The following is a 23,079-nucleotide window of genomic DNA, read 5'->3' on the forward strand; positions in this document are numbered from 1 at the left end:
ACATAAGTAAAGCTGCGTATTTTAAGATAATTGCTTGTTAATTAAGTCAGATAAAGGAGGAATTGTTTACTTTAAAAAGGTGTCTTAATACATAGCTAATGAAAACTAGCTGCTGTAAGGATAAATATATGAGCTTTATTAATATCAGTAACATTACTAACTTTTTAAAAAAATAAATATAGTTATCGAAATAGTTTGATTAATAAACTGAAAGGGGTTACAATGGAAATTAATTAAGGAAAGAGCTTTCCTTAATATTTAAAAAATAGGAAGTTATTTTTATAAAAACACTTATTTATCATTATTTTTATGTGTTTTGGAAGAAAAGTACTTTCTTAATAAGGAGTGGGAGAAATGGGTATATTAAATGTAGGTTTATTGGGTGCAGGGCGAATGGGGGCTTTTCATGGGGAAAGTATCGCAACAAGAATTCCAGAAACTAGGTTATATGCAATCGCGGATCCGTATCCTGGTGCTGCTGAAGGCTTAGCTGATAAACTAGGTTCAAATATTAAGACTTATACAGATCCTCTTGAAATGATGAAGGATCCTAATGTTGATGCAGTCATTATTGCTTCTCCAGCAAGAACACATGCAGATAATGTGATTGCTGCTGCAAGAAACGGAAAAGCTGTTTTCTGTGAAAAACCAATGGCCATAACATTAGAAGAAGCGGACAGAGTATTGAAGGTTGTTCAGGAAATGAAAGTGCCTTTACAGGTTGGTTTTAACCGCCGTTTTTCAAAAGGATTTAAAAGTGCTCATGAAGAAATTGTTGCTGGCAAGATAGGAACGCCTCAACTATTACGCTCTATAACTAGAGATCCTGCTTTGGGTAACCCAAATATTCCAGAATGGACGATTTTCTTAGAAACACTCATTCATGATTTTGATACATTATTATTTTTAAATCCTGGTGCAAAACCGATTGAAGTATTCGTAATGGCAGACGCATTAGTAAGACCTGATTTTAAAGAAAATGGCTTACTTGATACTGCGGTGGTAAGTATTCGATTTAATAATGGTGCCATTGGAATCGCTGAAGCAAATTTTCAGGCTGTATATGGATATGATGTGCGTGGAGAGGTTTTTGGTTCTGAGGGAATGTTGCAAATGGGTAGTATTCGTGAGTCAAATATGACTAGATACACAAAAGAGGGTGTAAGTTACGATACTTGCCGCTATGACCAAGACTTACTCTTTGAAGCTTATGTAGCTGAGTTGAAATCTTTTGTAAACGCAGTTAAAACGAATAAGCCGACAGCGGCTAACGGAGAAGATGCCCGTTCGGCATTATTAATAGCCCGCGCTTGTATAGAATCTTATAAACTAAATAAACCAGTTAAAATTGAAAATGGTGTGTTAATTTAATTTCCTTATCACAAATAGCGTTTTTTCCCTGATAAGTGTATGTTGGTTGGTTTATACTTGAAAGTATAAACTTGAGAAAAAGGTGAATTTTCTTATGAAACCAACTATATATGATGTTGCAAAAAAAGCTAATGTATCTATATCTACTGTATCTAAAGTTCTAAATGATACAGGTAGTATCAGTGATAAAACCAAAAAGAAAATTTGGGATGTTATTGACGAGTTGCGGTATCAACCAAGTCTAGTTCTATCTGCTAAAAAGGCATTAAAAACAATTGGTGTATTAATCCCTGACATCTCTAATCCGTTTATGGCTGAAATTACTAGGGCAATCGAGGATAGTGGGAGAAAACATGGATTTAGTGTCATTATTTGCAGCACTGATAATGATTCTACTAAAGAAGAAGAATATATTTCTATGCTTAAACAAAAATATGTAGATGGCATAATAGTTGCGACAGGCTTGAGAGGTAGTCAAGCAATCCGAGAATTAATAGAAAGTGATATGCCAGTAGCTATGCTTTCTAGAGATGTACCTTATTTACCAGTTCATACGGTGGTGGTAGATGATTTTCAGGGTGGATATGATGCTGCGGTTCACTTAACAAACTTAGGGCATAAAAAGGTAGCAATGATTGCAGAAGACATAAATATTCCTTCCATAAAAAAACGTGTCGATGGTTTTAAAGAAGGGATACAAATTTCAGGGATAGCTATTGATGATTTACCCATCTTATATAGTTCCCTTAACTTAAATGAGTGCAGAAAAGTGTGTTTAGAATTATTAAAGGATACTGAAAAAAGACCAACTGCTATTTTTGTCTCAACAGAGATGCTGGCTTTTGGGGTGTTACAAGCGGCTAGATTACTAAATTTACAGGTGCCTACACAGTTGTCTCTTATAGGGTTTGATAACAGCATGTTAGCTAAACTTAGTGATCCAGCATTAACAACGATAGCTCAACCAATAGAAGAAATGGGAGCTAAAGTGATAGATTTGCTTGTCGATGAAATTACTAATCAAAATCAAGATGGAAGAAAAAAGGTTACACAGCGAATTACGCTGTCACCGTATTTAATCACCCGTGATTCGACATCTCCTTATGTTAAACCATAGGAAATCTTATATCCAATTAACATCTTTAGAAAAAATGACACCTAGAAAATAGCTTTAAGTCTGTTCTTCTCATCGGAAAAGGGAGATAGATAGAAACATATACGAATAAGCTATCTCCCTTTCCATTAAACTTAGGGGGATTAATATGAAATCAAAAAAGGCTTATATTAATTTAATCTATTTTTTTGGAGCTTTAGGTGGATTATTATTTGGGTATGATACCGGAGTAATTTCAGGTGCCTTACTTTTTATAAAGGAAGATTTAGGATTAACACCATTTATGGAAGGGTTAGTGGTAAGTGGCGTTTTAATCGGAGCTTTATTAGGAGCGGCACTTTGCGGGCCTTTTGCAGATCGTGTCGGACGGAAAAAGGCCATTATATGGTTAGGTGTGCTTTTTTCTATCGGAGCAGTTGGAACAGGACTGGCAAAGAATGTAGAAATGTTAATACTGTTTCGAATTGAATTAGGGGTTGCTGTAGGGGGCGCATCCGCAATAGTTCCCTTGTATTTATCCGAAATGGCTCCGGCGGCAATTAGGGGTAGAGTGGCCTCGTTAAATACACTAATGAATTCAATAGGAATTCTAATGGCATATCTTGTTAATTTTGTGTTTGCTTCATCTGGTTCTTGGGATTGGATGCTATTATTAGCCGTTGTACCTTCTCTTCTATTAATGCTAGGTATGTTTTTTATGCCAGAAAGTCCACGCTGGTTATTGCATAAAGGAAGAGAAGAGGAAGCGCGAAGTGTATTACTATTAACTAGAGACGCTAAGAAAATCGATGAAGAAATAAAGAATGTAAATGAATTAAAGCCAGAAGGAAAGGTACCTTTCTCTGAACTATTTTCTCCTTTAATGCGCCCAATTCTCTTCATTGGAATAGGGGTAGCCATATTTCAGCAAATAATCGGAACAAACACGATCATATATTACACTCCTACTATTTTAGCTGATTCTGGGATGGGGTCATCAAGCGCCATTGCTGGAACTATTGGAATAGGTATTGTTAATGTATTATTCACAATAATCGGAACGATATTGATTGATAAAATAGGTCGCAGGCTGTTAATGCTTATTGGAAATATTGGTATGTCTATTGCCCTTGGTATATTAGGGATTAGTACATGGTTATTTCAAGCACCGAGCTGGTTATTATTAGGTTGTTTATGTTTATTTATGGTAGCGTATTCAGCGAGTTGGGGAATGGTCGTATGGGTTGTTTTAGGTGAAATATTCCCATTGAAAATAAGAGGAACTGCAATTGGTTTTGCAAGCACAAGCTTATGGTTAGCAAATATTGTTGTTTCATTATCGTTTCCGGTATTGTTATCAAGTTTAGGATCTAGCATTCTATTCCTCCTATATGCTGCAATAGGTATATTAGCTTTTCTCTTTGTCTATAAATTTGTTCCAGAAACAAAAGGGAAAACACTAGAAGAAATTGAAGAAGAAATTACATCTAAAAACTACAAACTAGAGGGAGAAGACAGAAATGTTCGAGCATAAAAATATACGTTTAGGAATATCCCCAATCGGGTGGAGTAATGATGATATGCCTGAACTTGGTAGTGATAATACCTTTGAACAGTGTATAAGTGAAATAGCACTTGCTGGATTTGAAGGAACAGAAGTTGGTGTAAAATTTCCAGAAGATTCCGTTATATTGAAGAAGTTATTAAAAATTAGGGGTATTCAAATAGCAAGTCAGTGGTTTAGTTCCTATCTTTGTTCAACCTCTTATGAAGAGAATGAACGAGAATTTATCAAGACATTGGACTTTTTAGAAAAGGTAGAAGCGACAAAAATTAATATTTGTGAATTAACTCATTGTCTTTTTGCTTCAGAACAATCTATGTTTGGTGAAAATAAGCCAATTGCAACAGATGAAGAATGGGAATTGCTATGTACAGGATTGGATAAACTCGGAAAAATCGCAAAGGATAGAGGCTTTACTTTATGCTATCACCATCACATGGCTACCATTGTTCAAACGGTTGGCGAAACAAAACGCTTATTGGAAAATACAAACCCGGACTATGTTTCCTTATGTTTTGACACAGGACATTTTATGTTTTCAAATGAGGATCCGAAAGAGGCTGCAAAAGCATTTGGAAAAAGAATTGGTCATATACACTTAAAGGATATTCGCAAGGAAAAAATGAAGGAAGCAGTAGATAAAGGATTCGGATTCAGAAAATCGGTTTTAGAGGGTTGTTTCACGGTACCAGGAGATGGAATGCTTGATTTCGAAAGCATTTTGAAGGAGCTAAATAATATAGGGTATGAAGGTTGGTTTATAGTAGAGGCTGAACAAAATCCTGCAATTGCGAACCCTTTTGAAAACGCTTTAAACGCTAGGCGGTTTATAAAGCAACTTATTCAAATATAAATTAATCACTGGAGGAATTAAAATGAGTAGAGATTTTGGTTTATGTTTATGGTCATTTGGAGATATTTCTGTTGAGGAAAAATGTAAAATCGCAAAAGAGATTGGTGTAGAGGGAGTAGAGGTTCAAGGAGATTTAACACAAAACCCAAACGAACTGGCCAATATATTGAGCACTTATAAATTAAAGATTTTATCTGTTACACCTGATAATGTCGATATTTCTAGCGTAAATGAAGGAGTAAGATTAAAGGCAGTCCAATATTTCTTAGATTTATTGAGTTGGGCGAGTGAGCTAGGGGCAAAGAGAATTTGTTTACATGGAGATGTAGGTAAAACAGCAGGATCTGGGGATAATGAAATCGATTGGCATCTTCTAGTCGATAGTACAAAAACATTGATGAGCAAAGCAGAAGCTTTAAATATCGAAGTAGTATTTGAGGTATTGAACCGCTATGAGAACCATCAAATTATCACAAACAAAGAAGCTTTAAGTCTAATTAAAGCTGTTAATAGCCCGAATTTATTTGTACTACTAGATGCATATCATATGAATATCGAAGAAGCAGACCCAATTGATGCAATAAAAAAAGCTGGAAGAAAGCTAGGTGTTTACCATGTGGCTGACTCCAATCGTCAAGCCGTAGGGAATGGCCATGCTAATATAAAGGGACAGATAGAGGCATTACATGAAATAAACTATAATGGTCCCATTATTATGGAAATGATGGCAGAAGGACCAAATCCTTTTACTGCAGTAAAGGGAGAAGATTATCTTCAGGTGCTAACCAATTATTATAAAACTTCACTTGAAACATTAAAATCTTGGGATGAAATAATTTACACTAAATGAGGCTTCAAATACAACGAAAAAATGCTGTCGTAATGACAGCATTTTTGGATATGTTTTAAGCCTTATTGTGCTTGCTAACTTTATCGCTATTTGAAAATGAAGAATAGGGTGGAATCTAAGGACTTACTTGTTAGGTTAATTTTGATAAATGCATTACAAATCTACTCTACCGTTATATCACTCAACCAAAATTATTCTCTATATTTCTGTGGAGACATACCAACCATCTTCTTAAAGGCCTTATAGTTTTTGAATTTCTGCATTTAGAAAGGAATACTCATTATTAGTGATATTAATTACGCTTTATGGCGTTAATTTTAGAAGAATAGCGCTTGATTTAGGAGTTACCGTTCATTTGCGAGAAACTGCGTATTTAAGCGAAAAGTATTTGTTTGTTGAGGGAGTTGGACAGAGGTTTACTATGATTAGTATAGGAATTAATCATATTGACAAACTTTTCAAATAATTATATGATGAAAATCCTGCCAATCAAAAGGTTGGTATAAAGGGAACGATGAAAAGTTCATTATTCTTGAAAGGGATCGATAAAATGAAAAAAGAGCTATTAATGGAAAGTGCACGTAATATAAAGGAAAAAGCATATATACCTTATTCCAAATTTCCAGTTGGAGCAGCATTACTACTTAAAGATGGTACTGTAATTAATGGAGTTAACGTGGAAAATGTTTCATTAGGTGCAACTAATTGTGCGGAGAGAACAGCTATATTCACTGCCATAACAAGTGGTTATAAAAAAGGTGATTTTCAAGCGATAGCTGTCGCAGGTGATACTTCAGATTATCTACCACCTTGTAGTATTTGCAGACAAGTCCTTGCAGAATTCTGTTTACCTGATATGCCTGTTTATTTAACAAATAAGAATAAAGATATATTAGAATTAACATTAAAAGATTTATTACCATATGCATTCACGGATTTAGATATGTAGTAGTTAAATTTTTATTTTAAAAATGGTTGCTATTTTCATCTCAAAACATGATTTTTAATTTCAACAAATAAAGAGGATACTATTAACTAGAGCTGATTAACAAGAGTTGATCGGCTTTTATTGTTCGGAAGGGAAAGCAATCGTGTAAAACTGAACTGTTTTGTGTTTTAAACAAGAATGATTTTTTCTAAACAAGAGAAGACGCTTCAACAATGAATATATAAACCTATAATTTTTAATTTAATAAAAAGTTATGCAAAATAATCAAATGATGTACATTAGTAGGATTAGGCGATACAAGTAATATATTATTAAACTGATAAATCCAAATTTGAAAGGTGTATTTGTAATGATTGAAACAGAAAGATTAACACTGCGGCCATTTAATGAGAACGACTTGGATATTATTATGAATCTTTATTCTAATGAAGAAATAATGAGATATATGCCCAATGATGTCATGAGTGCAGAGAGACCAAAAGCATTTAAATAAAGTTGTAAGTGATTGGGAAGGAAAACCACAAGTTAATTTTGAAATGGCAGTAATTTCAAAAAATGACCAAGAAAAAATTGGACGCTCCAGAATCCACTTAAATTATGAAACTGATACAGCAATGATTGGTTGGCTGTTATTAAAACAAGGTTGGGGTAAAGGTTATGCAACAGAAATGACACGGGCATTAATTGATTACAGTTTTGATGTATTAAATGTGCATAGAGTTTGTGCATTATGTAACCCTAAAAATGTTGGTTCATGGAGGGTTTTAGAAAAATGCAATATGCGTAGGGAAGCTCATTTTATACAAAAGTGTAAATATGTTAAGGGTGGCAATATAACATGGGAAGACGAATTGGAATATGCGATATTAGAGTCTGAAAGATAAATTGTTATTTATAAAGCAAAACAGGAGTTGTGTCTAAATATTCTTAAATTATGACATAGTATATCATTTAACTTCAAATCGAGTTTATGAAAAAATGCACTTAAACTATGGGGTCGTTAACCCAGTGGGGATTAATGCTTCATTATTGTTCTGGTACTAATGGGGCAGATAGTGGAAGAAGGATTAAAAGGATAATATGTTAAAATATAAGGGTTGGTAAAATTGTAATATAAATAACAAGTACATTGTGGGGTGAAACAATGTTAGTAAAAGGCCTTAATCATTTCTTATTCTCAGTGTCTAATTTAGAGAAGTCAATCGAATTTTATAAAAATGTGTTTAATGCAAAGTTATTGGTTAAGGGTAGAAGCACTGCCTATTTTGATTTAGATGGTATATGGATAGCTTTAAATGAAGAAAAAGATATTCCACGGAATGAAATTATTCAGTCATACACTCATATTGCATTTTCAATAGAAGAAGCTGATTTTGATAACATTAATCATAAACTTCAAAAGTTGGATGTGAATATTCTTTCTGGTCGTCCAAGAGCCGAAGAGGATGAAAATTCCATATACTTTACAGATCCAGATGGACATAAGTTTGAATTTCATACAGGTACATTACAAGATAGGCTAGACTATTATAAAAGAGAGAAAGCACATATGGAATTTCCTATTGAATAGGAACAAGAGCAAAAACCCGATAAAGATTTTTGCTCTTATTTGTTCTGGAAGCAATCCTATATTAAGTGAGTACTTGCTTATAGAACAAACGTGGCAGCATTCCTGTAATAATTGAACACTAGCTTAAGGAAGAAAAAGGGCAGCATTCCTGTAATAAATGTCAACTAACTTATGGTAGAAAAGTGGCAGGTTAGCATTCCTGTAGAGCGTTATTTTTCAACTTTGAAAAAAATAGGGCTCCTCAGTAAGGAGTCGGCTTTTTTTAAGTCTTTCCCTTATAATACTTGTTTTCTTTATTTTAATTGTTATTCAATAGTATGATTAGGCGCAGCTATAAATATATGAAAAAAAGCTTATAGCAGAAAATTATATATAGTAAATATATTTGCGTGTATAAATTGGTATTAAGTAATAAACAACTGAGAATATAATAACTATTTCCTCAGTTGTTTTCATTACAGGAATATCAATCTAAATTATTTAGAGCTATTACTAATGGATTATAATCTGATAATACTTCAATTACTTCATCACGTGTAATATAAACATGATGTTCTAAATTTGGATGAGTCGAACTATTGAAAAGGGGATTTTGATTATCAAACCAATTAATGTATTCTTAGTTTTTAATTTTAAAAAAGTATGCTTTTCCTTTTTCTTTTAAACTTGATTCATCAACATCTAAATTATATAAGCCAAATCTTCCGATTTCTGTTGTGTATCTAAAGGACCAAACATAATATTCCATAGGCCCGTTTAATTGGTTATAGACAATTTCAGTAATATTGTCATCATAATCTTCCAGTATTATTTTAAAATAGTCATTATGTTTATCTATCCCTTTTAAAAGAATATTAATAGGATGATCAGAGTTTAGGTTTGTTTGTGGCTGCCAAATTTTTAGACTCTCAATGTGCATATGTTGTTCTCCTCTCCTTATTATTCATATCTAATTTTATCCCATGATTTTCCATTACTTGCTGGATATCTTAATGTTGGTTTCTCAGTACTTGTTGACTTCGGATAATAAGTCAATGTTTTCCCTTCAAAAGTTTTTATTAGTACTTCACCACCTCCAGATCGAGATGTTCCTGGCATTCTTGCAAAGTCAAAGCAGCAACAACATTATATGAACTGGCATCGAAAAAAGTTTATTAAAAAGGTTAATGCGCTTGAGTTAGATAACTGACACTGTGAATTTAGAGGATAATATGGATTAGCTAGTTTTCTAGAAGGAAATTTAAGCTAACCAAAATGCATTGTATAAATATACTCAGGTTCCCACACCATTAATGTTCAACCTAAAGATTATTTGCTACTAACTGTAATTAGAGTATGTAATAAATATTCATTTATAAAACAACTAAGAACCTTACAATCATTGAACTGTAAGGTTTTTTATATATTAGTATAGTTAATAATTAGGTCTGTTTTACTTTTATTATGAAGAATTTTAAACTGATTCAGTGGTTCATTAGTACCTTCATCAATTACCTAGCTGTTCTTGAAAGGTTCCTCTTTCACCTTCATTCTTTTGTTCGTAAGCACGTCTTTGTTTTTATTACATAATTCATAATGCAAAAGAGGGGCATTAATTGTAAAACTCTAACCTCTTCTTCCGTTGCGTCTAAAAATTAACTTCAAACTGGTCACTTGCACGTTACCTACTACTGTTCAGTATATCTTCAGTACGCTTAATTCTGTATTTTTTGAATAAATACCAATTCAACAACTATCATACTTGGAGTATCTGAAATCATTCTAGTTTCTGTTTCGTCTAATGGATAAGTGGTAACCTAATCATAAGTGTCCTTTTGTCTTCCTACTCATTACGCAAACCTTATCACCGATAAAAAGTAAAAGTTAAATTTATTCAATCATAAATAATTAAACGAGACTAGTTTACGTTCCTACATAAATCTTACTAAAGTATTCTTCCTATCATGCAAGAATTTAAGTGAATGTGTCATATATTATTAATCTGTTAAACTTCAAGTAGCTTGAGCTAGAATTTTTAGTGGTATTGAGATAGGACCCGTATGCTCTAAGATATTCTGAAACAGGAGTTATGACGGAACTTAAAAAAGATCTGCACTCAACCTTAGTAAATCTTGGCTATTTAATACGTTTACTTCTTTAGGAAAATAATTATCTGAGGAACAGACTGAAAAACTATAATTATCGTCTAAATTATATTGTTGGAAGTAAAACTCCTCTAAACAACTATTCTCATTTTCTAACTGGAAGAAGAATTTTGAGTTTGAATATTTAATGATTGAAAAAGAATTGAGTGGGATAGAAAGCCCTCTGCCTCTAAATTTAATGTAACTCTCCTTTAGTGTCCATAAATCATAGAAACAATTAATCTGTGCCGCTTTACTTCCCAATGAGCATAAATGTTCATATTCCATTGTAGTGAAATAATTTTTAGCTAGTTCAGTGTCCAAATTCTTAATTTTTTCTATATCTATTCCTACTTCAGAATTATTGTATGCTACAACTACCCAATTGCCAGAGTGAGAAATATTAAAAAAGTAGGGGGATTCCAATTCAACTCTTGGTTTACCATATTTATTATATTGAAACACTATTCTATTATTATCAATTTCATGAATTTTACATATATGTAGCCTAATCATGATTTCTCCAATTAAAGTCAGATAAGAGTCTAATTTGTTTTTATATTTAGCAATCTTTAACTTTTTTTCATTAGAGACAAACTGTAGCAAATATTCATATAAGTTTTGTTCCATTTGAGACGGAATATAAAAAGCGTGGATTTCTAGCATTGATTATTTCTCCCATAAGTGTTAAAAATTAGTAAAAATTACTTATTCTTATTTACATAAATGTATATATATGTTAATTATTATAATAGTGTTTTTAATAAGTTGCTATTAATAGATTTAAAATTATTTGTAAATACCGACAATATTAACTACATTCACATAATTTCGACTAATAATACTTTTAAAAATAATTATTAGTTGATTAGCTGTTTCTATTGAAAGAGATTGGAGCAAAACATTATGGAGAAATGCATATTATATTGTATTCCTAACGCAGGGGCATCTTCCGTTATGTATCTTAAGTGGAGAAAGTATCTTAGTGAGCATATAGCACTTCAACCATTGGAGATATCTGGGAAAGGTGAGAGGTTTAAAGAACCATTACTTAATAGTATAAGTGACATTGTGAATGATCTATATGATCAGATAAAGAATAAATTAGATAAAAGTCCATATGCTCTATTTGGCTATAGTATGGGGAGCTTAGTTAGTTTTGAGTTATACCGCAAAATTAAGAAAAATGGACATAAGCTACCAATTCACTTTTTTGCATCCTCTTTTGAAGCTCCACAATATATCTTCAGAAAGTTGCACACTTACAACCTTCCGGACCCTGAGTTTAAGAAAGAAGTATTAAAATACAATGGTTTTCCAAAAGAATTCATGAATGATGAATCCTTTCTAGACTATTACTTAAGAATTTTAAGATCAGATTTCCAGGCAATTGAAACATATAAGTATAAGCCTTCAGATGGCTTGCTAGAATCAAATACTACTGTTTTTTTTGGAGAAAACGATAAAACAGCAACCTACTACAAACTAGAGGGGTGGAGATATTTAACTGACAAGAAGTTTCAAATTTATAGGTTTAGTGGAGATCATTTTTTTATTGATGATTTTTTAAGCGAAGTAGTAACAATTGTAAACAATACATTATATCCATATTAATTATTTACTTTAGGTAAAGTGCTAACTTGTAAATGTAATTCCAATATTTTACTTAAGTGGAATAATATGAACGGAAGGTATGCAGATGATAGAAAATAATAAAATTACTACACTTACAGATATTGTAAAAAATAACAGAAACAACATGAAGCAAGGTATTGTGTTCATAGAAGGTAGCAAAAATGAGAAATTCTTATCTTATCACGATTTATATACTAACTCTTTTTTAGTACTAAATACATTGCAAAATTCTGGTTTAAGACCTGGAGATGAATTGATACTTCAGGTAAATGACAATGAGAATTTTCTCTCTATTTTTTGGGCTTGTTTATTAGGCAGAATTATTCCAGTACCTGTGTCTGTGGGGAATAATAACGAGCATAAAGCAAAGTTGTTTAAAATATGGAAAACATTAAATAACCCGTATTTAATTACGGATCAAAAAACGATTGAGGGTTTAAAACATTTTAATGAAAGCAATTTTGAAATACAGTTTAAAGAAATACTAGACAAAACAATTCTAACTGATGAACATTTGTATGCATCGCAAAAAGGACAAGAATACGAAGCACATCCAGAAAACATAGCTTTTATACAATTTTCTTCTGGATCAACAGGTGATCCTAAAGGAGTGGTTTTAACACATGATAATTTAGTAACCAATATATTTCAAATGATAAAAGGCTCTAATGCTAATAAGGATGATTGTTTCTTAAGCTGGATGCCTCTTACACATGATATGGGAATAATAGGAATGCATCTTGTTCCTTCCATGTTAGGAGCCCTACAGTATTTAATGCCAACATCAGTATTTATTAGACGTCCAACTTTGTGGTTAGCAAAAGTTGATGAACATAATATAACCATAACTTCATCCCCGAATTTTGGATACAGTTACTTTTTAATGCATTTTAAACCTGAAATTGCGAAGCATTGGGATTTATCTCATGTAAGACTTATTTTAAATGGGGCAGAGCCTATCTCTCCTAATCTATGTAAACAATTTTTAGATGCTTTATCTATTTACAAACTCAGTAGAACGGCTATGTTCCCAGTATATGGTTTAGCAGAAGCATCATTAGGCGTAACTTTTCCACCTTTAGAAGAGGTGCTTACTACAAAAACAATTAAGAGACAACACCTGAATATTGGTGAAAAAATAATTAGCAACTCTGATAATATGGAGGGCACTGTAGATTTTGTTGATGTAGGTTATCCTTTAGAAGGTTTAGAAGTTTCAATAACAGATGTAAATGGTGCAAAGCTCGAGGAATGTACTATTGGTAATATTCAAATCAAAGGTAAAAATGTAACAAGAGGTTATTATAATAACACTGAAAAGACATCAGAAACCATCCAAAATGGCTGGTTAAAAACAGGAGACATAGGTTTTATAGAAAATGGTCGCCTTGTAATTACTGGTCGGGCAAAAGATATTATTTTTGTAAACGGTCAAAATATTTATCCGCATGATATTGAAAGAGTAGCTGAATCATTGGAAGAAATTAAATTAGGTTATATTGCGGCTTGTGGAGTGGTTAACGAGCATATACAAAGTGACCAAATTATTTTATTTGTTTTACATAAAAAGGACTTAGCAAGTTTTATACCATTAATAAAAGAATTAAAAGGCCTTATTAGCAAGGAAATGGGAATTAATATTCATAAAATTATACCAGTTAAAAAATTGCCGAAAACGACTAGTGGAAAAATAGAAAGATATAAGTTAGGAAAGGCGTATTCAAATGGTGAATTTAAAGAAATAATTAATCAATTAGATCAGTTGAGTAATAAAATCGAGCATTCAACAGGAATTGATAACATAATTCCAAAAGAAAATAATAACATTCAAGGTATTCTGTTGCAGTTATTAAAGGAAACATTTGAAGTTGAACACGTGAATATTTATGAAAACTTCTTCGAGCTTGGCGGAAATTCACTTCTTTTGACCCGCTTACATGAAAGAATCGAACGGATATATCCAGGAAAGATTCAGATTACCGATCTTTTTACGTATACAAATGTGGATAAACTCGCAAAATATCTGGAAAGTAAAGATGAATCAATGGATATTGAATTTTCACCTATTAAACTGCCTTCTTACTTTTTAAATGCTGAGCATATAAAAAGTGAAAACACATTATTCCAATATGACTTCGATAATACTATGAGTAACGTAATAGTGGAAATTTGTAAGGAAAATGAAGTAACTATATATGAACTGTTTTTATCTTTATACATTTCCCTTTTAGCAAAAGTATCAAATCAAAACGAAATTATGGTACAAGCAATTCTTGCTAAAGATGAAGTTGCACATTCATTAAAAGTAGAATTGAAGGAGAATATTGATTTTTTAGACTTACTTAACTCAATAAAATTAAGAGATGAAAATATTAAACTAATAACAACGTATTCGATTGAGCAAGTACTAAAAATGAAGAATAGTAAAGATTCATCAGGAATAATCCCGTTATTTTCAAAGAGGAATGTACTTTCAACTAAGTATGCTTTGTTAAATTTATATGGTCTTATATTGTATGTGCATCAAGATAATAAAAATATCAATTTAACCCTTGAATATAACAGTTCAATCCTAAACAAAGATTCAATGAGATCTTTTTTCAACAACTATATTAAGCTAGTTACCTTTTTTACTACCAAATATATAGATAAAACGAAAGGTGTGATGAAGTAAGATGACTAAAATAGCTATGCTTTTTCCTGGACAAGGCTCCCAAATAATAGGAATGGGAAAAGAGTTATATCAAGAATATGATATCGCTAAAAAAACATTTGATGAAGCGAATGATATATTAGATTTTAATCTAAAAAGATTGTGCTTTGAGGGAGATTTAATTGAATTAACCAAAACAGAAAATGCTCAACCAGCATTACTTACCACTAGTGTGGCAATGTTTAGAGTATTTATAAATGAGATTGATATAGAACCTTCATTACTCGCTGGGCACAGCTTAGGGGAATACTCAGCTTTAACATGTAGTAATGTTCTTTCGTTTTCGGACACTTTAAAAATTGTAAGAAAACGTGGGTTATTAATGCAGCAAGCAAATCAATTAAGTAAGGGGAAAATGGTAGCTGTAAATGGTATAGCTTTTGAAAGATTAGAAGAGGAGATAAAAATAGCATCTACTGAAGAAGCACCAATTGTAATTGCTTGTCATAACTCACATAGCCAGAATGTAATTTCTGGACAAATAGATGCGGTCGATAGATTTTCAAAGAGACTAGAACATTTAGGTGCTATTGTCATACCATTAAAAGTAAGTGCTGCTTTTCATAGCCCTATGATGAAATATGCTGCTGAAGATTTAAATTTGGAATTAAAAAAATATTCCTATAGAAAACCTGATTGGGAAGTTATTTCAAATGTAAATGGCTTACCTTATGGTGACAGCGATAATGTAATCGAATATTTGACAAAACAAATGACGTATCCTGTATTGTGGGACGAATCAATGAATTATATTAAAAAGCAAGGTGTTGATCTTGCTATAGAATTAGGGCCGAAAACAGTGCTGAAAAATCTTTTAGATACATCCAAAGATAGGTTACCTGTTTTTCAATTCCAAAACAAAAATGAAATCCAGAAATTAAAACATTCAATTGATAATATGGCTAAGCTGCAAAACAAAACTATTACTATAAACAAACTTTGGATTATTTCCCAATGTATAGCTTCGGCGGTAAGTACAAAAAATTTAAATTGGGATTTAAATTCTTATAATCAAGATGTGAGTATGCCTCTTAAAAAACTCAAGAATATGTATGAATCGTTCCAGGAGAATAAAAAAGAACCTTTAAATGAGGATATTATGGTTGCCTTGGATACTTTACGTACCATTCTAGATACAAAGAGAGTATCAACAACGGAACAAGAATGCATCTTTTCTAACATACTTAACAAAATACAGTCTTTAGATTTGCCATCTTATATAAAGAACTATAATGCAAAATGTAATGAAAGCGAGGTATATACAAGTGTTTAAGTTAGATGAATTTGTACTTGATGAGCATGTATCATCTGAATTTTCGGAAATACAAGAGGTTTCAGATAAAGATGTTGCGATAATTGGGATTTCTTTAAAATTCCCTAAAGCAGATACAGTTAATAAATATTGGGATAATCTCAAAGAAGGAATTGATTGTATAGATGAACTATCGGATGAGAGAAAAAAAGATGCTGTTTCTTACCTGAATTCAATAGGTATCGATGAAAATGTAAAGTTTGGTAAAGGTGCCTATATAGATGATATAGATAAATTTGATTTTAAATTCTTTAATATATCTCCCAAAGAAGCGGAATTAATGCATCCAAATCAGAGGTTGTTCTTACAAACCGTATGGAGAGCTATTGAAGATGCCGGTTATAGTGGAAAGCGAATAAGAGGAACAAATACAGGGGTATTTCTTGGGCATAGCGTTGCACCATTTGTAGATACTTTCTATGATTATTCAAGATTTATTATGGAAGAAAATCCATCACTCATATCAATGGCTATTCCAGGGAATTTAAATTCACTAATAGCAAGTAGGATTTCCTATTTATTAGATTTAAAAGGGCCAAGTTTATTAATAGATACTGCCTGTTCCTCTTCACTTGTTGCTATACACACAGCATGTCAAAGTATTAAAAATGGTGAATGTGACATGGCCATTGCTGGTGGGTTAAAGCTGCATTTGTTTCCATTAGAAGATGATCATTACAAACTTGGGATAGAATCATCTGATGATAGAGCCAAAACTTTTGATGACAGTTCCGATGGCACTGGTAAAGGGGAAGGAATTGCTGCAGTAATATTAAAACCATTAAGTAAGGCTGTAAAAGATAGAGACAACATTTATGCGGTAATTAAGGGAAGTGCAATAAATCAAGATGGCAGTTCTGTTGGAATTACAGCTCCTAATGCCTTAAGACAAGAGGAAGTAATTATTGAAGCAATTGAAGATGCTGGAATCAATCCAGAAACAATAGGTTATATTGAAGCACATGGTACTGGTACAAAGTTAGGTGATCCTATTGAAATTACAGGGATCACCAGAGCTTATCAAAGGTATACAGATAGAAAGCAGTTTTGTGCAATTGGATCAGTTAAAACAAATATAGGCCATCTTGATGCTGCAGCAGGAATAGCGGGCTTGGTCAAATCAATACTTGCGTTAAAATACAAAAAGTTACCACCAACACTACATTTTGAATATCCCAACAAGAAAATCGATTTTGAGGATTCCCCAGTTTATCTTAATAATACATTAAGGGAATGGGAGTATGAAGGGTATCCAAGGAGATGTGGAGTAAGTTCTTTTGGCCTAAGTGGGACCAACTGCCACCTCATTTTAGAAGAGGCACCAAATATGGAGACTAGTCAAAAAGTTTATAGTGATGAAAGTTATATCTTCACAGCATCTGCAAAAAGCAAAGACTCTTTAAAAATGTTAATTAATGATTATAAACAATTTCTTGAACAAGAAGAAGAAATTAGCTTAGTTAATCTTTGTTACACCGCAAGTTTAGGAAGAGAGCACTATAATCATAGGTTGGCGATAATAGTTAAAAGTATAGACGATTTAAAAGAAAAACTTTCAATTGTTAACTCAAATAACTTTGACAATAATGATTATATATATATGAATACATTAAATGCTACAAAGAGTAAAATACCAACTTTTGATGAAAAAGCCCCCTTATTAAGCAATAAGATTGATGAAAATATGAAGGGATTATCTACCTTTAATAACGGAAATAACGAATTACTCGAGAAAATATGCTATTCATATACAATGGGAGCAGATATTGATTGGGAGTACTTTTATAAAGATAACTTATTAAATAAAATAGCTTTACCTACATATCCTTTTGAGAAAGAACGTTGTTGGTTTGAAGTTAGTAGAATAAAGAAGGAATTAATAACTTTAGATACTAATAAAATTGAAAACAAAGCAATTGTACATCTTTTAGGAAAGAAAAGAGAAGATTATACAGAAATTGAATTAAAAGTAGCTCAAGTCTGGGGTGAATTCCTAGGATTTAAGGAATTGCGTTTAGAAGATAACTTCTATGAATTAGGTGGAGATTCTATAATTGCCTCTAAGATTGTAAATAGTATTAATAAATTACTTGGCAGCAAATTAGAAGTAACTAGTTTATTAAGGTATTCCACCTTAAAAGATTTCCTTAACTATATTGCAAATAATACAGAAGTAAAAGATGAATATAGCAAAGATATCTTTGTAATAGAGGGTACAGAATATAGAGAGTATTACCCTATTACTCCAATTCAAAGACAAGTATTCACACAAGCTCAATTTAAAGGGATTGGAACCGCACTTAATACTCCAGTAGTGATAGAATTTGAAGGGTTAATCGATCGACATAAATTGGAAGTTGCCTTTAATGAACTTATTCATAGACATGAATCGCTAAGAACAAGTTTTACTATTGCAAATGGAGAAATAGTGCAACAAATTCATAATAATGTTTATTTAAATATAAAACATTTAAATGTTACGGAGAAAGATATAGATGTCGTAATCAATCAACAAATTCAACCGTTTGATTTGCAAAAGGCTCCTTTAGTGAGAGTATCTCTTTTAAGGACGGATAAAAAAGATCGTTTATTCGTAGACTTACACCACATAATTTCAGATGGTACTTCTTACGATATTCTGATAAAAGATCTTATAGACTTATATGAATGTAAGTTGCTATCTCCAGTAGATATTCAGTATAAGGACTATGTTGTTTGGCATGAGAATTTTAAGACCACGCCATATATGCTAAAACAGAAAAATTATTGGAAGATGGTATTGGAAAAGGATATTCCGGAGTTAGAACTTCCTTTAGATTATGAGAGAAAGAAAAATCGCTCTTTCATAGGTAAGACAGTTTCATTTGACATATCAAAAGAAGTTATCGAATCATTGAATAAACTAACAAGAGAATTAAATGTAACTTTAAATACAGTATTATTTGGAGCATACACACTATTACTAAATCAATATAATAATCAACAAGATATAGTAGTAGGCACAGTCGTTTCTGGTAGGACTAATAAGCAAGTAGAGAGTGTATTAGGTGCTTTTATTAATCTTTTACCAATTAGAAATATTGTTAATCCAAATGACAAGTTGAAGTCGTTTATTCAAACTTGTAATGAAAATCTATTACTTGCTTATGACAATCAGGATTATCATTACACAAGTATGATAGAGGATTTCAAAATTAAATTAGACAAGACAAGAAATCCGCTTTTCGATACAGCACTTATTTTTCATAATGAGTATAATCAGAATAAAATATTTGAAATAGATCATTTACCGTTTTCTGTAAATCCAGTGACTACCAACCAATCCCAGTTGGATTTAAAATTAGACTTTTTTATGGATGATGCTCAAGGGTTAAGAGGAATGATGGAATATAAAACAGATCTATTTTCAGAAGAAACTATAAATGAACTGTTGGAGAACTATCAATTTATCTTAAAAGAATTAATAACAAAGTCAGACCATTCAATTAAGAACATATCCATACCTTCAAAAAATAAGATTTCACAATCAAATAGTATAAAGGTAATTGAGGATACTGGTGATGATAAAACAATAGATGTTACTGTTAGTGCTACATTTACTGCAGAACTGATAGAAGAACATATAACATGGTGGGGAAATTCCTTTGATATGAACTTGAATGTGAAATTTGCCCCATATAACCAGGTGTTTATGGAACTACTTCAACCTAACAGCCTTTTATCAACAAATACAGGCGTTAATTTAATTTTAATTCGATTTGAAGATTGGATAAGAGCTGATATGGCAGCAACTGACCATAAAAAGTGTGAAAGCTTACAAAGGAATTATAATGATTTAATTGAAATGCTAAATACTAAACAAAATAATATACCTTACTTTTTTGGTCTTTTCCCTGTATCGACCCATCTTGACTTAAGTTCTATGGTGGTAGAGTTTATCGAAAGCTTGAATTTACAATTGATAAAAGACATAGAGACATTAGAGAACATCTATGTTGTTGATTTCAGAAAGATAAATAAGTTATACAACATTCGAGATGTATTCGATCCTTTAAAAGATAAGGAAGGACATATTCCATTTACAAATGAATTTTATGCAGCACTTGGTGCAACAGTATTTCGGAAAATACATTCTTGGAAAAAACAAACTTTTAAAGTTATTGTATTAGATTGTGATAATACGCTTTGGAAGGGAGTTTGCGGAGAAGATGGTTACCTTGGGGTAGAAGTAGATGAATATTTTACTAAGATTCAAAAGTTTATGCTTCAAAAATATAATGAAGGAATGCTTCTGACGCTATGTAGCAAAAATAACGAACAAGATGTTTGGGACGTTTTTTCAAAAAATCCAGGCATGAAACTGAAAAAAGAACATTTTGTTCATCATAAAATTAATTGGTCCTCAAAATCAGAAAATATAAAAGCATTAGCAGAAGAACTTAACTTAGGTTTGGATAGTTTCATCTTTATTGATGATAATGCAGCTGAGTGTTCGGAAGTAATGACTAATCTTCCTGAGGTACTTACTTTACATTTACCTGTAGATATAAGCCAAATCCCTTATTTTTTACAGCATTCTTGGGCTTTTGATCGCTTACAAGTAACTGAAGAAGATAGAAAACGTTCGCAAATGTATATGTCAGAACAAAAGAGAAAGAGTGTACAAAAATATGCTCAAACTCTTCCCGATTACCTTAAAGGGCTAGAGTTAAAAATGAGCATGAACAAAGTTAAACAATCACAAATTGCTAGGATATCACAGTTAACAAATAGAACAAATCAATTTAACCTTAGTACAAAAAGAAGGTCAGAAGTAGAAATTGAAGATTTAATGAATAGTCCCGATGTAACTGTTTGGGCTATAGAAGTCTCAGATCGTTTTGGAGACTATGGATTAGTAGGAGTAGTTATTTCTAAAGAAAATGGTAAAACTCTTTTCATTGATACTTTGCTATTGAGCTGCAGAGTATTAGGCCGGAATGTTGAGGATGCTATTTTATGTGGGCTGAAGGAGTTTTGTAAAGAAAAGAATTTAAACAAAATAGAAGCAAAATTCTATCCAACAGAAAAGAATATTCCATTTTTGAATTTTATTGAAAAATCCAAGTGGAAGATAAAAAGTAGAGAAGAAAGCTACACTCTCTATCAATTGCAATTAGATGTCATTCCTCCTGTAGATACAATAGAATGTTATTTTAATAGTTGGTATAAATCAGAAGAACATACACTAACTACAAATGACTCAGGAGAATTAAGTAATGGAAATAAAGTGGCGAAATTTGAAGATAAAAAGGATATTCTCCAATCCAATCTAAGCTGGGAAGTTCTAATTACAAATGAAGCAAATTTAATACATCGAAGATTTTTGCTACCCCTGCAAAATTATACAGGTGAATTACTACTGCAGCTAACTCAAGATATCCAACAAAAAAATATTGAAAGGGTTGGAGAATATATTGCGCCAAAAACAGAAGCTGAAAAAATGATTGCTAAAGTTTGGCAAGATGTTTTAGGAGTGGAAAAAGTTAGTATTACTGATAATTTCTTTGAACTTGGTGGTACTTCCTTAGATGGAATACAAGTTATCTCTAAGCTATCAATGGATTTTGAAGCACAGTTAAATGACATTTTTGAATATGATACAATAGAAAGTTTTGCAAAAAATATTTCCTTTAATAAAAATTACTTAATGTCTTTACTTAATAAAAAAGAAAATATCGCCAAATCAAAAGGAAATCACTCTTTTGATTTAGATAGTGAAATACAACTAAAAACAGAGTGGTACGACAGACAAATTACCACATATGAAAATTTAGATGTCTCGGAAAGGGTTGATTATAGGAATATTTTACTAACAGGTTCGACTGGTTACTTAGGTGCTCATTTGTTACATGATCTTTTAATTGAAACAAGCTGTGATATACATGTAATTATTAGAGGTGCAGATGTTCATGAATCGAAAAATAGATTAGAGCAAAAATTATCTTTCTATTTTACTGCTTCTTTATATGAGCAATATAAACATAGAATTTTTGTATATAATGGTGACCTTTCAAAGTCATTTATGGGATTAACAGAATCTATTTATAATGAATTAGCAGATAAGATAGATTGTGTTATTAATCCAGCAGCAAATGTTAATCATTACGGTAAATTTGAAGACTCTTATGAAATCAATGTAAAAGGAACAGAAAGCCTAATTAAGTTTGCCTCCACTGGTATACAAAAGGATATAAATCATATATCTACGCCATTAGTAGCCTTTGGAAGTATTCCGGGGATTGATAATTTCTTATTTACAGAATTTGATTATGATGTAGGGCAAGAAGATGAAAATATTTACTTTAGAACAAAACTAGAAGCAGAAAAATTAATCGTTAAAGCAAGAGAAAGCGGATTGAACGCTAATATATATAGAGTGGGAAATCTTAACTACAATTCAAATACATTAAAATTCCAAGAAAATATATCAAGTAATGCCTTTTATTCGGTAGTTAAGTCATTTATTAAAATTAACATGATCCCAGCATTCGAGGAAAAAGTAATTGATTTTTCTTTTGTGAATGATGTAAGTAAAGCGATAACTTTATTGTTTAATAGAAAGAACTTGAAAAATGAAACACATCATGTATACAACTATAATGGAATCAGTAGTATAGAATTAGGAGAGTTTTTACAGAGGGAAGGTTATTCTGACCTGAAAATATGCGATATAAATGAACTATTTGCCAATTATGAAAATCCTGAATTGCAAGAGCATATAATGAAGATTGTTATTCATGCAGGATTAATGGGGAATATAAGGGATACAAATTTCCGGATGGTCTTTGCAAAAACTAAAGTGCTTTTAGATAAAGTTGGATTTGAATGGCCAGGTATCAATCAGAAAAACATCGCTAATATGTTAAATTATTCTAAAGAAGTACAATTTATTTAATTTATATTCCCGATTATTTAAGTAGAGAAACAGGATGAGAATCAGTTAAATAGTTCTCTTCCTGTTTCTAATAATAAGAGAGAAAATATGCAACATAGCCCTCACTATA

General features: G+C 31.7%; 15 protein-coding genes. 13 read left to right on the forward strand and 2 right to left on the reverse strand.

Features of this window, described 5'->3' with window-relative positions; all coding sequences use genetic code 11:
* The first annotated feature begins 354 nt into the window (after positions 1 to 354).
* From NQZ71_RS24965 to fosM, 9 genes are all read left to right on the forward strand, one after another.
* Entirely contained in the window at positions 355 to 1,371 is a 1,017-nt protein-coding gene (locus NQZ71_RS24965; RefSeq protein WP_144455323.1) for a Gfo/Idh/MocA family oxidoreductase, read from the forward strand.
* 94 nt (positions 1,372 to 1,465) lie between these two features.
* The gene (locus NQZ71_RS24970; RefSeq protein ID WP_144455321.1) at positions 1,466 to 2,488 is read left to right on the forward strand and encodes a LacI family DNA-binding transcriptional regulator; all 1,023 of its coding nucleotides are present in this window, start codon (positions 1,466 to 1,468) and stop codon (positions 2,486 to 2,488) included.
* A 145-nt stretch (positions 2,489 to 2,633) separates the two neighbouring features.
* A complete protein-coding gene (locus NQZ71_RS24975) occupies positions 2,634 to 3,998 on the forward strand; it encodes a sugar porter family MFS transporter (RefSeq protein ID WP_317011986.1) in 1,365 nt (454 codons plus the stop codon).
* Entirely contained in the window at positions 3,985 to 4,881 is an 897-nt protein-coding gene (iolE, locus tag NQZ71_RS24980; RefSeq protein ID WP_275008721.1) for a myo-inosose-2 dehydratase, read from the forward strand. The genes NQZ71_RS24975 and iolE overlap by 14 nt, the downstream gene beginning before the upstream one ends.
* 22 nt (positions 4,882 to 4,903) lie before the next feature.
* Entirely contained in the window at positions 4,904 to 5,731 is an 828-nt protein-coding gene (locus tag NQZ71_RS24985; RefSeq protein WP_144455315.1) for a sugar phosphate isomerase/epimerase family protein, read from the forward strand.
* 550 nt (positions 5,732 to 6,281) lie between these two features.
* The gene (locus NQZ71_RS24990; protein ID WP_127739428.1) at positions 6,282 to 6,680 is read left to right on the forward strand and encodes a cytidine deaminase; all 399 of its coding nucleotides are present in this window, start codon (positions 6,282 to 6,284) and stop codon (positions 6,678 to 6,680) included.
* A gap of 349 nt (positions 6,681 to 7,029) precedes the next feature.
* Positions 7,030 to 7,173, forward strand: a complete 144-nt coding sequence (locus tag NQZ71_RS24995; protein ID WP_317011988.1) for a GNAT family N-acetyltransferase — start codon at positions 7,030 to 7,032, stop codon at positions 7,171 to 7,173.
* Entirely contained in the window at positions 7,145 to 7,564 is a 420-nt protein-coding gene (locus tag NQZ71_RS25000) for a GNAT family N-acetyltransferase (protein WP_317011989.1), read from the forward strand. The genes NQZ71_RS24995 and NQZ71_RS25000 overlap by 29 nt, the downstream gene beginning before the upstream one ends.
* Positions 7,565 to 7,824: 260 nt before the next feature.
* The gene (gene fosM / locus NQZ71_RS25005; RefSeq protein ID WP_317011990.1) at positions 7,825 to 8,250 is read left to right on the forward strand and encodes a FosM family fosfomycin resistance protein; all 426 of its coding nucleotides are present in this window, start codon (positions 7,825 to 7,827) and stop codon (positions 8,248 to 8,250) included.
* Positions 8,251 to 8,869: 619 nt separating this feature from the next.
* Here the strand turns inward: fosM and NQZ71_RS25010 are convergent.
* Together NQZ71_RS25010 and NQZ71_RS25015 are read right to left on the reverse strand one after the other, a co-directional pair.
* Entirely contained in the window at positions 8,870 to 9,169 is a 300-nt protein-coding gene (locus NQZ71_RS25010; protein ID WP_317011991.1) for a hypothetical protein, read from the reverse strand.
* A 1,159-nt stretch (positions 9,170 to 10,328) separates the two neighbouring features.
* Positions 10,329 to 11,039, reverse strand: coding sequence for a 4'-phosphopantetheinyl transferase family protein (locus NQZ71_RS25015; RefSeq protein ID WP_317011992.1), 711 nt, complete (start codon positions 11,037 to 11,039; stop codon positions 10,329 to 10,331).
* 240 nt (positions 11,040 to 11,279) lie between these two features.
* On the opposite strand from NQZ71_RS25015, the gene NQZ71_RS25020 reads away from it, so the two are divergent.
* From NQZ71_RS25020 to NQZ71_RS25035, 4 genes are all read left to right on the forward strand, one after another.
* A complete protein-coding gene (locus tag NQZ71_RS25020; protein ID WP_317011993.1) occupies positions 11,280 to 11,987 on the forward strand; it encodes a thioesterase II family protein in 708 nt (235 codons plus the stop codon).
* 85 nt (positions 11,988 to 12,072) lie between these two features.
* Complete coding sequence (locus NQZ71_RS25025) at positions 12,073 to 14,682, forward strand: non-ribosomal peptide synthetase (RefSeq protein WP_317011995.1); 2,610 nt, start codon at positions 12,073 to 12,075, stop codon at positions 14,680 to 14,682.
* Between the two features lies 1 nt (position 14,683).
* Positions 14,684 to 15,994 carry an ACP S-malonyltransferase gene (gene fabD, locus NQZ71_RS25030; RefSeq protein ID WP_317011996.1) on the forward strand — a complete coding sequence of 437 codons (1,311 nt, stop codon included), beginning with the start codon at positions 14,684 to 14,686 and terminating at the stop codon, positions 15,992 to 15,994.
* A complete protein-coding gene (locus tag NQZ71_RS25035; protein WP_317011997.1) occupies positions 15,987 to 22,970 on the forward strand; it encodes an HAD-IIIC family phosphatase in 6,984 nt (2,327 codons plus the stop codon). Before fabD ends, NQZ71_RS25035 begins: the two co-directional genes overlap by 8 nt.
* Positions 22,971 to 23,079: the final 109 nt, after the last annotated feature.

Origin of the sequence: Niallia taxi, assembly GCF_032818155.1 — a bacterium.
In the GTDB taxonomy this organism is placed as follows: Bacteria; Bacillota; Bacilli; order Bacillales; family Cytobacillaceae; genus Niallia; species Niallia taxi_A.